Raw genomic sequence first — 15,522 nt, 5'->3', positions numbered from 1 at the left:
AATATGAAATGTGTTTGGAGTTGAGTATGCACCCTATTGTCATTATTGGTTCTGGTATGGCGGGATATGCCGTTGCGCGTGAATTTCGTAAGTTAAATCCTGAACTAGAACTTATTATGATCTGTGCAGATGATGCCATTAACTATGCTAAACCGACATTATCCAATGCGCTCGTTGGCAACAAAGCCCCAGAACAAATCCCTTTAGGTGATGCCGCAAAAATGTCGGCTCAACTCAATATGCAAATTATTAATAAGAGTTGGGTGAAAGCGATCGATGCAGCAAAACATGAGCTCACAATTGAAAGCCAAAATGGAACTCAAACACAACTGTATTCAAAACTTGTTTTAGCCGTCGGTGCAAATCCAATTCGCTTAGCTATTTCGGGTGATGGCAGCGAAGACATTCATGTCGTCAACAATTTAGATCACTACAAAGCATTCCGTAAACAACTTTCAGCACGTGAAGATAAGCGTGTGGTGATTTTAGGTGCAGGCTTGATTGGCTGTGAATTTGCCAATGACCTTCAAAACACTGGGGCGAAAGTATCGGTGGTCGATTTAGCTCCGCAACCTTTAGGTCGTCTACTGCCATCTCATGTGGCCGCTAAATTCCAAAGTAATTTAGAGGAAACGGGCATTCAATTCGTTTTAGGCACAACAGTCGACAAAGTGTCACGTATTGAAAATGGTGACTATCAAGTGAGCCTTGCCAATGGTCAAAGCTTAGTGGCAGATGTCGTGTTGTCTGCGATTGGCCTACAGCCTGAGATTAACTTGGCAAAACAAGCCGGCATTCACACCAGTCGCGGTGTATTAACCAATAAAGGTTTAGAAACCAACTTGGCAGATATCTATGCTGTCGGTGACTGTGCTGAAGTTAATGGTACCCTTCTGCCATACGTGATGCCAATCATGCAACAAGCACGTGCTTTAGCAAAAACCCTCAATGGTGAACATACCGCTGTGCATTATCCTGCCATGCCTGTAGCTGTTAAAACACCTGCTGCACCTTTAACTGTCCTTCCTGCGCCTATTGATGTAGAAACCCAATGGGAAACAGAAGAGCTTGAAGATGGCATGATTGCCCGTGCGATCGATCAAGATGGCGTATTACGTGGATTTGTACTGCTCGGTGCAACTGCTGGGAAGCAACGCTTAACTTTGACTAAGCAGGTTCCGGACTTGATTCCCGCTTCAGTTTAAGGTTTAAATACAAGGACGTCCTGATAATAATAGACGTCCTTTTTAAAGGAAAATAAAAATGAATAGTGCCCTTCAGTTTAATATTTCACCTTATGCCTCTTTTATGTATGAAACTCGCGTAGAGTTAGGCAATGGCATTGAACTTCATGTCGAGGTGGGTGGTCATCCTGAAGATCCTGCAATCTTACTGATTATGGGACTCGGCGCACAAATGTTGTATTGGCCCGATTTCTTTTGTAAGTCCCTAATAGACCAAGGTTACCGAGTTATTCGCTTTGATAATCGCGATATTGGTCTATCGAGTAAAATTCGTACCCCAGGTCCACGCCTCAACACCTTTAAACTGATGGGACGTTTTGTCTTAGGTTTAGAAAACCAAGGTGCGCCCTATGATCTATACGATATGGCAGACGATGTTGCACTGTTAATTGATCGTATGGGACTTGATAAAGTCCATATTTTAGGCGCTTCGATGGGCGGCATGATTGCTCAAATCGTGGCAGCACGCTATCCAGACAAAGTTCACAACTTAAGCTTACTTTTTACCAGTAACATCCAACCCTTACTTCCACCGCCATTTCCAAAGCAGTTATTTAGTCTAATTGAAAAACCTGAATCTAACGATGAAGATGGCATTATTAACCATAGCCTGAAAGTTTTTAATATTATAGGCTCTCCAGGCTATATTAATCAGCTTGAAGTGATACAAACTGCACGTAAACTCTATAAGCGGAGTTATTACCCAGCGGGTGTACTTCAACAGTTTTTAGCAATATTATGTACAGGTTCCCTGCTGCAGTTAGATAAACAAATTCAGCATAAAACCATTGTGGTTCATGGAGCTCGTGACCGTTTGCTGCCGCCAAGCCATGGTAAGGCCGTTGCAAAGGCTATTTCAGGTGCTAAATTTGAATTAATTGATGGAATGGGGCATGATATCCCACCGCATTTTATTCCATATCTTAGCGGTTTGTTTGCTGATCACTTTAAATCATAAATTAGGACACTATGGCTGCATTACCATCCTTAAGACAGCTGTCATATCTAGTAACACTGTCAGAAACGCTACACTTTACTGAAGCTGCGCGTCGTTCTTTTGTCACCCAGTCTACTTTGTCTGGCGGGATCATGGAACTTGAGCGTTTACTAGGTGGCGTATTGGTAGAACGCGACCGTCAAAACGTGCGTTTAACTCCTCTTGGTGAACAAGTTGTCGGAAGAGCTCGAGTTCTATTGGCAGATGCGCAAGACCTAATGCGTTTAAGTCGTGAAATGAGCGAACCTCTAACGGGTGATTTACATCTAGGGGTCATTCCTACTATTGCGCCATTTTTACTTGCACCATTATTAGAAGAAGTGCATAAGCAACTACCAAAAATTCAATTGCATTTACATGAAGCACAAAGTGAAAAAATTGTTGAGAAACTCGAGCACGGTAATCTAGATATCGTATTACTTGCTCTTCCTTTCGATACACGTAGCTTGAAAGTTGCAGAAGTAAACAAAGAAAAATTGTTCTTGGTGTACAACAAAGCTGACCAAAATGCAGCTCAAGCAAAATCGTTAGACGACTTAGATTTATCTCGTTTAATGTTGCTTGAAGAAGGCCATTGCTTACGTGATCATGCTTTGAGTGCTTGCCCGATTGGTGAACGTAAAAATGACCACCGTTTAAAAGCAAGCTCATTGCCAACTTTGGTTGAAATGGTTTCCGCAGATTTAGGCTTTACCTTATTGCCTGAAATTGCAGTTCATACCAATATGATCAAAGCCAATGAAGATTTGGCTGTGAAAGAAATAGAAGCTAGTCCTACACGCACATTAGCATTGGTGACGCGTAAAAGTACGCCGCTTCAAAGTGAATTTGATGTATTGCTTCAAATCTTGCAGAAAATCACTAGTAATCTGCACTAATTCAATCCATGAATATTAAAGAGAGCCCTGTGCTCTCTTTTTTATTTTGCAGAAATTAATAACCCAGAAATAATAATATTGAGATGAGTTTAAAAATTGAAAATGATGAAATACAATATCTAGAAAAAAGAAAAGGCTAACCCAAATAGGTAGCCTGATAAGGTAATATATGACTTGATGTATATCTCAATTCATCGCCTCGATAATATCTTCACACTAGCCAGATAAGTAAGAAGATTAATACATCTTAGTAAAATATAACTTTCGTTAAAATCACTAGTTTCAGGTATTTTAGATAAAGTACGTCTGATTCATTTTCAAAGAGCTTTTTTCATAATTATGTTTTGTGCTATAAAATAAACATTGATGAGAAATAAATCACATTATTTCAAATAGTCACTAATATTCATGTTTAAAATAACTAAGCAATAGGTGAATATTAACTCACATCAGAAACAGTTCAATTTATTAGTTGTCAAAATACTGTTTTCACATTTCAATTATTATTTTCAATTCGAATCGAAATATGATGATTATTTAATCAATATTCTAAAAATAAAAACAAAAAACTATAAATCTTTGCATTCCACATAATGAAAAACACAAAAAACCATACATTAATTAAATTCTATTATATCACAATAACTTAATTATACTTTGATGTATAAATCACTACTTCTAGGTATATTTTTCTAATTCACTTTCATGCACATTATGGAAATGCAATTTGATTAAAAATAATAAATGAGCGAAATGTATGATGAGTGAATTTTTATTGCCAGTACCCGTTTTGATCATTGATCATCAATCAATGACTTCAAAAACAGTGCTGTTTAACATCTTAGGAGACCTCGGTTATCCTGAAGACCTCATTACATTTTCAGAAAATTTAGCAGATGCGGAACAACAAATTTTCAATCAATTGCCAAATTTAATCTTTTTAGTGGTCACGCAACAGTCTGATATCTCATTCATACATAAAATTAAGAAAATCTATCCTTCAAGTAATCTCATCATTTTAGTCAATGAACAGTCTGCAGATTTAACTTTACATGCGATTCAGTTAGGTGCAACTGCCTATATGTTGATTCAACAACCAATTGAAGACACTTATAACCAACTGAAAACCATTTTAAGAGGTGGCGCTGCCCTTCATCCTAGTTTTGCTAAATTTTTATTGAGTGAAACTTTTAGTCCGCAAAATGCAGCACCTAAACAGCTCAGTCTGAATCCAGCTGAATACCAAATTTTAGATATGGTCAGCCATAGCGCGACTCAAGAGCAGATGGTCCGTGAGTTAAAACTTTCAACGTATCAAATTGATGGTTTTGTTAAAAATATCTACCGAAAAATTAGTAGCTACAGCTAAATTTAGTTCAGATAAATGATTCAAAAAAACTTATAAATTAAAAAAATAAAGGGAGCATTGCTCCCTTTTACTTTTCTAACACATTTATTTAAATGCTTCTATAAGCACATGCTGTGAATTGTGTGCTTCCTCACCCTCTTGAACATGCGTACGAATCCAACGCCCATCACTTTGGAGCAACCAAGCTTGCTGATTATCTTTTAAGTAATTCACTAAACCTAATTGATAAATACGCTTTTTCAAGGCTGGATCTTCAATTGGGAAACAGGCTTCCACGCGATTAAATAAATTACGATCCATCCAGTCTGCACTTGAACAGAAAATACGTGAATCACCATTATTACTGAAATAATACACTCGAGTATGTTCTAAAAAGCGTCCAACAATAGAGCGCACGCGAATATTTTCAGACAGCCCCGGTAAACCTGGACGCAAACAACAAATAGAACGAATAATTAAATCAATCTGTACACCCGCTTGTGAAGCTTCATACAGTTTATTGATCAACTGGACTTCAGTTAATGCATTGACCTTGACAATGATTTGCGCAGGCTTACCTGCTTTTGCATTGGCAATTTCATTATCAATATAATTGATCAGTTGAGCATGTAAGGTAAATGGCGCATGCAGCAGTTTTTTCAACTTCGCCATTTTGCCCATACCAGTCAGCTCTTGGAAAATGCGATGTACATCCTCACAGAGTTCTTTATCAGTGGTTAACAGGCCATAATCGGTGTAGATGCGCGCATTGCCCGCATGATAGTTACCCGTACCTAAATGCACATAACGCACCAATTTATTATTTTCACGGCGTACCACCAAAATCATTTTGGCATGGGTCTTATAACCCACGATGCCATACACCACCACTGCGCCCGCTTCTTGTAATACATTGGCTACAGCAATATTTGATTCTTCATCAAATCGTGCACGAAGCTCAATTACTGCGGTAACCTCTTTGCCATTACGTGCTGCTTCCGCTAAAACTTGCACAATTTCAGAGTCTGCACCACTTCGATAAAGCGTTTGTTTAATGGCCAAAACTTGTGGATCACGTGCAGCTTCACGCAGTAGGTTAATTACAGGTGCGAATGATTCAAAAGGATGGTGTAGCAAAATATCTTGCTTTTGCATCGCACTAAAAATGTTTTCAGATTTTTTGAGTACTTTCGGTATAACAGGAATATGCGCGTCATAACGTAGATGTGGACGTTTAAAGTTTGACAGTAAACGTGCAAGGTTAACTGGTCCATCTACTTTATAGAGTTGCTCTTCTTCTAAATCGAACTCATCAAGCAAATATTCATAAATATGCTGCGGACAATTTTCTGTCACTTCCAAACGAACGGCGCGACCAAAACGACGTGAATTCAACTCACCTTTCAGAGCTTTAGCCAAATCTTCAACATCTTCATTCAAAGCCAAATCGGCATTACGCGTCACGCGGAATTGGTAACAACCCGTCGCCGTCATACCGGGGAACAAGTCAGAGACATGTTCATGAATAATTGCCGATAGCATCACATGATGCTCTTTACCACCGGTTAATTCATCAGGGAGTCGAACGACACGCGGCAGCGAACGTGGTGCAGGTACAACGGCTAAGTCAATCTGACGACCAAACGCATCCTTCCCTTCTAGAGTCACAATAAAGTTCAGCGACTTGTTGACCAAGCGAGGGAATGGATGTGCGGGATCTAAGCTAATTGGCGTTAAAACCGGAGCAACTTGTTCTTGGAAATATTTTTTTACCCATGCCGACTGCGCTGGGGTTAATTCACCACGGCGTAGGAAGCAAATGTCTTCTTCACGCAGTTTGGGTAAAATTTCTTGATTTAAAATACGATACTGGCGCTCAATTGCCGCATGCGCTGTCGCAGAAATTTCATCTAATACTTGTTTCGGTGTCAAACCATCTGGACTACGGCTTTCATTGCCCAAGTCTAGCTGTTCCATCATTCCCGCAACACGAATCTCAAAAAATTCATCTAAGTTACGCGAAAAGATCAGCAAGAAATTCATGCGTTCAAGTAAGGGGTGTATCGGATCAACCGCTTGTTCGAGCACACGCAGATGAAAATCGAGAATCGATAACTCTCGATTGATATAACGATCATTATAAGTATATTCAGTTGGTACTTGCGCGACTTCAGCTGCGGTATTCATTTCAAACCCATATTAAAAAATGTGTGCTGTACTCAGTTTAGTATGCTTCAAATTTGTGACAATTTCATAAAAAAAGCCCATTAATATGAGCTTTTTGTTGTAATTCAAATCGCTGCCATGCCATTTGACGAGTGTTTAGATCGTTCTTAATCTGGGATATGGCTATAACGCATATATTTTTGGATCATGCGCTTACGATAATTTAGCTTACGATCTTGTCGATTTTCATCATAATATTTTGGATTGGGTAAAATAGCCGCAATAAATGCCGCTTGCTCTCGGCTCAAACTCCGTGAACTTTTACCAAAATAGTGCTGTGTTGCAGCTTCGACGCCATAGATGTTATCCCCAAACTCAACCGAGTTGAGATATACCTCTAAAATTCGTTGCTTCGTCCACATACGTTCCATCATCCATGTTGCAACAGCTTCCTGCCCTTTTCGGATAAATGAACGCTTATTATATAAAAATAAGTTTTTTGCCAATTGCTGAGAAATGGTAGATCCACCTGCAACCACTTTGCCTTTATCTTTATTGCGCTCTAAGGCATTTTGCATACCCTCCCAATCAAAACCTTTGTGTTGTAAAAACTTGCCATCTTCCGCGGCAACAACTGCATGTTTGACATAATCACTGATTTGGTCGTAATCACGCCATTCGTGTTTAATCGGTTTGGAGGGCTCAGACCAATAATCTAATCGCATCATCATTGTCGATTCCACAGGATGTGTACGCCACCACACCAGACTACCAAAGATCCAAAGCTGCACCAAAAGCACAAGACTGACAAGAATTAACAATGTACGAACAATAAAGGCTTTCATGTCAGTGTGTTACTCCAGAAATTCTGTTTTTTCATGTTAAGCTTATTTTTAAATATTTTGACACAGTACAAGAATAGCATGTCTGAACTCAGCCCTCCTGCTGTATCAACCCGTAAGCTGCAAATCCAACTGTGGTGGATCACAGCACTCTTAATTACCATCAATGTTGGACTCTTTGGCTGGCAAGTGTTGCATGGAATGAACGTAAGCCAACCCGACACACTGGATGCTTTGCGTTGGGGTGCTGATTATGCACCTTTAACCTTTTTAGAGGAACCCATCCGCTTATTCAGCAGTATGTTTTTTCATTTTGGCCTGATTCACCTGATGTTGAATATGTGGGCTTTGTATATTTTTGGCAGTGTTGCCGAGCAAATGTTAGGTCGTTTCTACTTCCTCGGCCTGTATGTTTTAGCCGGACTGATGGGAAGTTTGTTGAGTGGGTATTTAACCATTCAAGATAGCTATGCATTATTGGCCGAAGGTGCAGCCAATCAGCAGCTTTTCCCGAGTATTGGTGCAGGCGCATCGGGTGCAGTGATGGGACTGGGTGCCGCGTTGACGATTATTTCGCTGCTCCCCATGTTACCTAAACAGCAATTTTATCTGGATAAAAAAACTTTATTAATGGTGATGGGAATTAACCTCGCGATGGGCTTTATGATTAGTGGAATTAATAATGCCGCGCATATTGGCGGCATGTTGATGGGGGCTGCGTTGGCTTTCATTTGGTATGTGGGACAAAAAGTACATCAATCCCTAATCATTCAAATGATCGGTCTAATCGCCGCAACTGTCGGATGCTATCTGTTTTATCTACATTGCCAACAATTAATCCAACCGATATTACCGCTTTGGGAACACTTTATCCTGCTGATGAAGCAATCTCTCGCAGCACGTTAAACAGTGGAATGAACCCTGTGGCTATCAACACAGATATGTTGAAAACACATCAAATCATGTCTAAACCTGAACTGCGCACTGGGTTCCTGCTCCACTCTTAACTTGCTCGGCTGTTAAACATCTCCCCCCTTAACTATTCAGTTCACGCAAACTTTCTAAGGGTGGGATGTCGCAAAGATAACTTAAGCGATAACGTCCAATCAATGTACAGACTAAGGTCATGACCAGTGGGAGGATCAACCAAATTTCTGCATGTAGCTGGATGACCAGTTCCATTTTATAACTGACAATCGCACTGATTACTTCGGCAAAAATACACGCCACGACACCTGAAATTAGCCCCATCAAACCAACTTCCAAACTGAGCATCGACTTTAGCTTTTGCTTGGAACTGCCGAAGGAACGCAGTAATGCCACTTCTTTTTTACGTTCATCCATAAATAAATTCAAACATGCAACCAAGACCAAAATGCCTGAAATACTGACCAACAGCGCCAAGATGGTAATAATCTGAACCAATACGCTGACGATGCGTTTGATCTCATCCAAAATCAGACTGACATCAATAAACACGGTATTCGAAAACTGCTGAATTAGACCAATTAACTGATTTTTATCTTGCGGTGGAACATAGAAACTCCCCAAATAGCTGCCGGCATTTTCATCCATGGTTTGGGGAGAAAAAATAAAGAAGAAGTTTGGACTAAAGCTTTCCCACTCCACACTGCGAAGGTTAATTACCTTGGCTTGTAAAATCCCTTCAGGTAGGCTAAAACTCAGTCGATCTCCAATTTGAATACCCAGCTCTTGTGCGGTTTTCACTTCTACCGATACTTCATTGACCTGTTGAAAGTGCTGACTGCCCGCGATAATTTGATTATCTTTCGGAAAAGTTGCAGCCTGCGTAAGATTTAATTCACGGCGTAATGAATTATTGCTTTTAATTAAGGCATCCGAAAAAGGGAGATCATTTTTGGCAACTAAACGCCCACGAATATTCGGGTACATCGGCGTCCCTTGCCAACCATGCAGCTTGAGTTGTTGATTAAAATCCTGTAACTCAAATGGCGGTAATCCATAGACAAATTGGTTAGGTGTTCCTTGTGGCAATTGTTGTTGCCAACGTTCCAGCAAATCCGTGCGCAATACCGCTAAAACCGTGATCAGACTTAGCCCTAATGCCAATGCAGTAATTTGAAATGCCGTTTGATACGGTGTACGTATATATGCTGAGATTTTCGTCCCCCAACTTTTCAAAGCCTTTAAACTGAGCCAGACCATCATATATAGGCCAACACACAGGAAGATGATGGCGCAAATCAGCCACAGGGTGAGTTGAAAATTTTCAGTTAAAACCACACAAAACACCACCAAACTGAGTGTTCCGAAACTGAGCATCCAAAGCATGGAACGTACAGAACGCTCTTGTTGTCGTATCACCCGTGCTGGCGGTGTCCCTAATAATTGCCAAAGACTTGGAAGAACAAATCCTAATAGCACAATCGCACTGGTGAATATTGCAATTGGAAGCGGGCCAAGCAGCATGGAAAGGGCTGAAAACTCTAATTGTAAATTTGGAATCAACTGTAGCATCAGTTGCAATAAGCCATAACCCAATCCCAGACCAATCAAACTTCCAAACAGGATTGAAAGCCCGAGTACAACCAACAGTAAAGCCAGATAAGCACTTAATATTTGCTGTTTGGTCGATCCAATACAGCGCATCAATGCAATAGCATCTTGATTTTGTTGTACATAGCGCTGGCTGGTTAATGCGATGGCGATGCCACAAAGTAGAATGGTTAAAATATTCGCCAGTTGTAAAAACGTTTCAAGATTGGCAATCGGCTTCATCAAGCGTGTACTGCCTTCACTGGCATTTCTCAGTTTTAAACTGCTTTGAGCCGCATCTTGAACCTGCGTATTATTTGGGTTGGCAGCACGGTCTTCAGATTGATCACCAAATTTCTGCTTATACAGTTTTTCAAATCTCTGGGTATTTTGTGCATCTCCTGCCATTAACAGACGATATTCAATCCGACTCCCGACTTGGATGGCATTGGTTCTCGCCACCTCAGACTGCGCAATTATAACCGTCGGTGAAAAACCACTGAAGCCAAGCTCTTGATTGGTGTCATGAATGATTTTGGCACTGACTTGAAAAGCAGCATCAGCAATATTGATCTGATCTCCCACTTTTACGCCCAACAAATCCATAGCACGCGGACTTAACCAAACCTCACCTGCTTGTATGGAGCGGTTTAGTTTCGGTTCTGTTTCGAGTTCACCTCTTAATGGAAATGCAGCATCAACGGCTTTGACATTAACCATGACAAATTGCTGATCAGTGTGCGCCATGCTGCTAAATAGCGTGACATTCGATTGTTTTAATTGCTGTGCTTTGGCTTGTTGTCGCCACTCTTGTGGAATTGGTTCATTGCCTGTCAGCACCAAATCTGCTGCCAACATTTCAGCAGCTTGTAGCGCTACAGCATTTTGAATTTGTACATTACTAAACTTTAAAGCCGTGGTGGCACTGATCGCCAAGGTTAGTGCGATCAATAATAAATACACACCCGTGGTTTTAAAACTCAGCTGTAAGAGTGGTCGAAACAGTGCCAAAAGATTCATGCAGCATCTCCTGTTCGATGCTCAATCAATTGACCATTGACCAATTCAAAATGGCGCTGACATTGACGGGCCAAATCGGCATCATGTGTCACCAATACCAATGTGGTTCCCATTTCACGATTTAACTGAAATAACAATTGTTCAATTTCCTGTGCCGTTGCACTGTCTAAATTACCTGTCGGTTCATCTGCAAAGATCAGATCGGGTTCACTCACCAAAGCACGGGCAATCGCAACCCGTTGCTGCTCACCACCGGATAAAACTTTGGGAGCTTGATGCGCTTGGCGTTCTAGTCCGACCTTTGCTAACAGTTTTAATGCTTTTTCTTCGGCGGCTTTGACCTGAAAATTTGCTTTTAGCCGTAGCGGCAGCATGACATTTTCCAGTGCCGTTAAATGTGGCAACAACTGGAAAGACTGAAAGACAAATCCAATATGAGCCAAACGGACTTGAGCACGCTGTTCTTCATTTAATAGATGAATGTCTTGACCACAGACCCGTAATTGTCCCGAACTAGCCTGATCTAAGGTCGCCAAAATACCCAACAAGGTGGATTTACCTGAACCAGAACGACCAGTAATCGCAACTTGTTCCCCTGCAAAGATTTCAAGATCGAGTTGTTCGAAGATCGATAACTGTTTTTGTGGAAGTTGTATCTTTTGTGTCAATTGCTGTGCAGAAATAATCGCCTGTGGCATGATGTCAACATCTGTCGTGAGTTGGGTCATATCTTCCCTATATGCAAAATCGCATTCAAAATAATCGTCTATTGAGTTACTTGCTGGCTATTGCACTGATGTTCTGCCCGATGCTGCTCTCTGCCAAAACCATCATGATTTTGGGCGATAGCTTAAGTGCAGGTTACGGTGTTGCAGTGCAGCAAGGTTGGGTCCACTTATTACAAAAACGTCTAGACCAACAGTATCCGAAACAACATAAAGTGGTCAATGCAAGTGTCAGCGGTGAAACCACAAGTGGTGCTTTGGCACGACTGCCTAAACTGTTGCAAACTCATCGTCCAGACCTTGTGGTGATTGAGTTAGGTGGTAATGATGGTTTACGCGGACAGCCCCCTGCACAAATTCAAAAAAATTTAGCGCAGCTGATTCAAAAAAGCCAACAGGCCAAATCGAAAGTCATTTTATTTGGAATGAAAATTCCACCGAATTATGGCAAGGCATATAGCCAAGCTTTTGAAAATAACTATCAAGTGTTGAGCCAACAGTACAAAGTCAAATTATTGCCTTTCTTTATGCAAGGGGTTGCGGGACATAAAAACTTGATGCAACAAGATCAGATTCACCCGAATGCCAAAGCGCAACCAATTTTGCTGAATAATGCTTATCCATTGATTAAAGCAAACTTATAAATTTAGTGGGTGAAAATGGATTCGTTAAAAAAGGCGCTTCATTTGAGCGCCTTTTTTTAAATCTTGTATTTACTGTAGTTTGCTTAGAAATCGTAGAAGCTCACTTCACCCGTTTCGAGTGAATACTCAGCGCCCACCACTTTTAATTTGCCTTGCGCAATTAAGTTTTCGAGGACTGCTGAACCATGACGAAGTTGATTTACTGATGCAAAAACGTTTGAACGTACTGCATGCATTGAAAGTTTTTCAAGATCATCTTTCAGTTCAGTTTGCATAAGTATTTCTACAGATGGACGAACGCGATTCACAATCGACATCAAGTTAGCTGATGGTGGTGTCGCAGGGTTAGTTAAAGCTTCAATCGTAGAATGAATCGCGCCACAGTGTGTATGGCCCAATACAATTACAACAGGACAACCGAAGCTTTCTGCTGCAAATTCCACGCTACCGACTTGAGACGGTGCCACAATATTACCTGCAACACGAATCACGAATAAATCGCCTAAGCCTTGGTCAAAGACCATTTCAGCAGGAACACGTGAGTCTGAACACCCTAAAATAATCGCAAAAGGTTCTTGGCTTTCGGCCATTTCAGCACGTTGTTGATGCGTCAAAAGCTTCGGGTGATTCGTTTCACCGTTTACAAAACGTTGATTCCCTTTCTTTAAACGATCTAAAGCTTCTGCTGCTGCTAGCATGTTCTAATTACCCTTATCCGAAGTTGCAATATTTTAATCCCAGTCGAATCGATTGTCACTTGCAAAAACAATTGCTGTGAATTTTTTCTACGACGATGCATCTTGATAGAAAATGCTACTCCACATTCATCAAAAAAAATTATTTTTTCTGTAATGGTTCACATTATTAAAACGCAAGTTTAACCACGTCAAAAAAGCAATGGATGACAAAGGTCATTTTTAATTTACAATATATTTCATAAATATACGCTTTCGCTATTTCAGCCCATTCTGATAATAGTCATATAAATGATCTAAAAAATATATCGATTCGATTTAACTGGGGTAAACGTCAATGAAAGGACATCATTCACGCATTTTTGGCTTTTTCAAGCTAGCAACAATTTGCTGTATGACGTTTACTGCCAACAACACTTTGGCTGCAAATCCGTCTCCCATCAGCAAAAACCTGGCTGTACCCTCTATCGTGCAAAACTATTTGAGCCAAGAGCGTAAAGCGGCTGGTTTAGTCACACACAGTGTTCAAGTCGGGAATGTGAATTGGAGTTATAGCGAAGGCGGTCAACGCTCTAAACCAACCATCTTGCTGATTCATGGTTTAGGCGGCACACGTGATAATTGGAATCGTGTTGCGCATTATTTAACACCGAACTATCACGTGATCATCCCTGACCTTCCGGCCAATGGAGATACCCATGTCCCTGTCGATTTTGATGTCTCTGTCCCGAATGTCACGGAACAACTACGCCAGTTTGTCCTTAAAATAGATATTGAAGATAAACTAAATGTTGCAGGTCACTCATTGGGTGGTTCCATTGCCACGGTATATGCCTCTCAATATCCTTTTGACACCCAAAGCTTATTTTTACTCAACAGCGCAGGCATTTATAAACAGGCCAATACCAGTTACACCCGCGACCCGTATAAACTTAAAAATTTAATCGTTTCAAAACCGGGGGATTTAGATGATGTCATGCATAAACTCATGCAAAATCCGCCCAATGTTCCAACACAGCTCAAAGAAGCGCAGGAAAATATCTTAATTGCGCGTGCGCCCTTCACCAGTAAAATGATCGATCAAGTCGTCACGCTCAATCGAATCTACACCCCTGAAACTTTTGCTCGTTTAACACGAACAGTGGAAGCCCCGACCCTGATCCTTTGGGGCAAACAAGATAAAATCTTTAATGTTGAAGTGGCTGGCGAACTCAAGTCGTTACTGAAACGTGCAGAAACCCCAGTGATTTTAAATAACGTCGGTCATATGCCAATCTTAGAAGCTGAACAACAAGTTGCAGACCATTACTTGCCTTTCCTTGCGAAAAGTCAAAAGTTTAAAAACCCTTTGGTAGATAAACTGATTCAGTTAAACTGAGCATTCGCCATTTTTAGATACCCATGACTGGGACTTCAGGGAAAGTATGCAGAAAAACCCGATGATTGAGCAGTTGATTGACGCTCAACTGAACTTTTTAGATCAGAGCTTTTCACACAATGATACTGTAGCCACTGAATTCACCCATTTTTATCAATGGTTTCGTAAACAATCTTTGCAGCAGATTTGGAGTTTTGATCAAATCAATGCCTTGTTGCAAAAACAAATTTTAAATACTCCTGCAAGTCAATTTCTGATTGAGCAAATTGCTGAACATATCAAATTTGCACTGATTCACCCTGCAAATGACAGCACTACAATTGCCGAAATCATTCCTGTGTTGACCATCGATAAAATTGCGCAGTATGTGGCAAGTAAACAAGGACATCGTCAGCGTTTAATTCATACCATGGTCAACAATCCTGCATTTTCAGCCATGATCAGTCAGTTGATTCAACATGCGATACAAGATTATTTAGACAACTCAGTGATTGCAAAATCGGTACCCGGTGTTTCACGATTTATGAAAATGGGGAAATCGGTACTGGAAAATGTCACTGATACCAATTTAGATAATGCGGTCAGCAAATACTTGCAAAAGAATATTTTAAAGCTCAGTCAAATGAGTGAAACCGTGTTAAATCAGCACTTTGATGATCATAAGCTTTACCATTTCCAAGCCAATTTGTGGCATAAAATTAAAGCGCTGCCAGTTTCAGTATTAAAGAACTATGTTGAAGTTCAGGACTTGCCGCAAACAGTTGCCATGGGTCATGAAATTTGGGACTTTATGCGACAGTCTGAGTATATGAAACAGCAAGTGCATGATGGCATATACGCTTGGTACGTGCGCAATGCAGAACGCCCTTTTGATTTATTGCTACGTGATTTAAATATTGATGAAGCACTGATTCAGCATGAACTTCAAAACTTACTCAATCCTATCGTTCAACAAATGATTGAGTCGGGTTATTTGCGTGAGCGTTCACGTCTCTATTTAGAACAATTCTACTACTCAAGTGAAGCACTGAAAATTTTAAATATCCCAACATAAAAAAAGCCGCGTTA

At 40.6% G+C, this 15,522-nt stretch carries 13 protein-coding genes; 8 read left to right on the top strand and 5 right to left on the bottom strand.

Annotation, left to right across the window (positions count from 1 at the left end; genetic code table 11):
• Positions 1–26: 26 nt before the first annotated feature.
• The 4 genes from FTU37_RS02120 to FTU37_RS02105 all read left to right on the top strand — a co-directional run bounded on the left by FTU37_RS02120 (position 27) and on the right by FTU37_RS02105 (position 4,488).
• Positions 27–1,205, top strand: coding sequence for an NAD(P)/FAD-dependent oxidoreductase (locus FTU37_RS02120; RefSeq protein ID WP_180123708.1), 1,179 nt, complete (start codon positions 27–29; stop codon positions 1,203–1,205).
• Between the two features lie 58 nt (positions 1,206–1,263).
• A complete protein-coding gene (locus tag FTU37_RS02115) occupies positions 1,264–2,202 on the top strand; it encodes an alpha/beta fold hydrolase (RefSeq protein ID WP_218954628.1) in 939 nt (312 codons plus the stop codon).
• 11 nt (positions 2,203–2,213) lie between these two features.
• Entirely contained in the window at positions 2,214–3,119 is a 906-nt protein-coding gene (gene oxyR, locus FTU37_RS02110; RefSeq protein WP_078189933.1) for a LysR family transcriptional regulator OxyR, read from the top strand.
• Between the two features lie 757 nt (positions 3,120–3,876).
• Entirely contained in the window at positions 3,877–4,488 is a 612-nt protein-coding gene (locus FTU37_RS02105) for a response regulator transcription factor (RefSeq protein ID WP_180113885.1), read from the top strand.
• A gap of 84 nt (positions 4,489–4,572) precedes the next feature.
• Here FTU37_RS02105 and ppk1 read toward each other — a convergent pair whose 3' ends face one another.
• On the bottom strand, positions 4,573–6,654 hold the full coding sequence (gene ppk1 / locus FTU37_RS02100) for a polyphosphate kinase 1 (protein ID WP_180123707.1): 2,082 nt from the start codon (positions 6,652–6,654) through the stop codon (positions 4,573–4,575).
• Positions 6,655–6,800: 146 nt separating this feature from the next.
• Complete coding sequence (gene mtgA, locus FTU37_RS02095) at positions 6,801–7,478, bottom strand: monofunctional biosynthetic peptidoglycan transglycosylase (protein ID WP_078193019.1); 678 nt, start codon at positions 7,476–7,478, stop codon at positions 6,801–6,803.
• Between the two features lie 78 nt (positions 7,479–7,556).
• Between mtgA and FTU37_RS02090 the strand changes: the two genes are divergently transcribed.
• Positions 7,557–8,381, top strand: coding sequence for a rhomboid family intramembrane serine protease (locus tag FTU37_RS02090; protein WP_180041178.1), 825 nt, complete (start codon positions 7,557–7,559; stop codon positions 8,379–8,381).
• Positions 8,382–8,510: 129 nt separating this feature from the next.
• Here the strand turns inward: FTU37_RS02090 and FTU37_RS02085 are convergent, their stop codons facing one another.
• Together FTU37_RS02085 and FTU37_RS02080 are read right to left on the bottom strand one after the other, a co-directional pair.
• Positions 8,511–11,012, bottom strand: a complete 2,502-nt coding sequence (locus FTU37_RS02085; protein WP_180123706.1) for an ABC transporter permease — start codon at positions 11,010–11,012, stop codon at positions 8,511–8,513.
• Positions 11,009–11,740 (bottom strand): ABC transporter ATP-binding protein, encoded by a 732-nt coding sequence (locus FTU37_RS02080; RefSeq protein WP_180005271.1) that lies wholly within the window; start codon positions 11,738–11,740, stop codon positions 11,009–11,011. The genes FTU37_RS02085 and FTU37_RS02080 overlap by 4 nt, the downstream gene beginning before the upstream one ends.
• A gap of 11 nt (positions 11,741–11,751) precedes the next feature.
• Here FTU37_RS02080 and FTU37_RS02075 point away from each other — a divergent pair, with 11 nt between their 5' ends.
• On the top strand, positions 11,752–12,381 hold the full coding sequence (locus FTU37_RS02075; protein ID WP_180123705.1) for an arylesterase: 630 nt from the start codon (positions 11,752–11,754) through the stop codon (positions 12,379–12,381).
• Between the two features lie 83 nt (positions 12,382–12,464).
• Here FTU37_RS02075 and FTU37_RS02070 read toward each other — a convergent pair whose 3' ends face one another.
• Positions 12,465–13,079, bottom strand: a complete 615-nt coding sequence (locus FTU37_RS02070) for a carbonic anhydrase (RefSeq protein WP_078189941.1) — start codon at positions 13,077–13,079, stop codon at positions 12,465–12,467.
• Between the two features lie 334 nt (positions 13,080–13,413).
• On the opposite strand from FTU37_RS02070, the gene FTU37_RS02065 reads away from it, so the two are divergent.
• Entirely contained in the window at positions 13,414–14,454 is a 1,041-nt protein-coding gene (locus FTU37_RS02065) for an alpha/beta fold hydrolase (RefSeq protein ID WP_373683073.1), read from the top strand.
• Between the two features lie 46 nt (positions 14,455–14,500).
• Positions 14,501–15,508, top strand: a complete 1,008-nt coding sequence (locus FTU37_RS02060) for a hypothetical protein (protein WP_180123704.1) — start codon at positions 14,501–14,503, stop codon at positions 15,506–15,508.
• Positions 15,509–15,522 lie beyond the last annotated feature (14 nt).

The organism is Acinetobacter sp. YH12097 (assembly GCF_013419225.1).
GTDB classification, from domain to species: domain Bacteria; phylum Pseudomonadota; class Gammaproteobacteria; order Pseudomonadales; family Moraxellaceae; genus Acinetobacter; species Acinetobacter amyesii.
This window is presented reverse-complemented; position numbering and strand designations above follow the sequence as displayed.

Excerpts from the sequence above, each read along its gene's own strand:
- FTU37_RS02070 (WP_078189941.1), bottom strand. The coding sequence starts at position 13,079 with ATGCTAGCAGCAGCAGAAGCTTTAGATCGTTTAAAGAAAGGGAATCAA.
- mtgA (WP_078193019.1), bottom strand. The coding sequence starts at position 7,478 with ATGAAAGCCTTTATTGTTCGTACATTGTTAATTCTTGTCAGTCTTGTG.
- FTU37_RS02060 (WP_180123704.1), top strand. The coding sequence starts at position 14,501 with ATGCAGAAAAACCCGATGATTGAGCAGTTGATTGACGCTCAACTGAAC.
- FTU37_RS02090 (WP_180041178.1), top strand. The coding sequence starts at position 7,557 with ATGTCTGAACTCAGCCCTCCTGCTGTATCAACCCGTAAGCTGCAAATC.
- FTU37_RS02065 (WP_373683073.1), top strand. The coding sequence starts at position 13,414 with ATGAAAGGACATCATTCACGCATTTTTGGCTTTTTCAAGCTAGCAACA.
- ppk1 (WP_180123707.1), bottom strand. The coding sequence starts at position 6,654 with ATGAATACCGCAGCTGAAGTCGCGCAAGTACCAACTGAATATACTTAT.
- FTU37_RS02075 (WP_180123705.1), top strand. The coding sequence starts at position 11,752 with ATGCAAAATCGCATTCAAAATAATCGTCTATTGAGTTACTTGCTGGCT.
- FTU37_RS02085 (WP_180123706.1), bottom strand. The coding sequence starts at position 11,012 with ATGAATCTTTTGGCACTGTTTCGACCACTCTTACAGCTGAGTTTTAAA.
- FTU37_RS02105 (WP_180113885.1), top strand. The coding sequence starts at position 3,877 with ATGATGAGTGAATTTTTATTGCCAGTACCCGTTTTGATCATTGATCAT.
- FTU37_RS02080 (WP_180005271.1), bottom strand. The coding sequence starts at position 11,740 with ATGACCCAACTCACGACAGATGTTGACATCATGCCACAGGCGATTATT.
- oxyR (WP_078189933.1), top strand. The coding sequence starts at position 2,214 with ATGGCTGCATTACCATCCTTAAGACAGCTGTCATATCTAGTAACACTG.
- FTU37_RS02120 (WP_180123708.1), top strand. The coding sequence starts at position 27 with ATGCACCCTATTGTCATTATTGGTTCTGGTATGGCGGGATATGCCGTT.
- FTU37_RS02115 (WP_218954628.1), top strand. The coding sequence starts at position 1,264 with ATGAATAGTGCCCTTCAGTTTAATATTTCACCTTATGCCTCTTTTATG.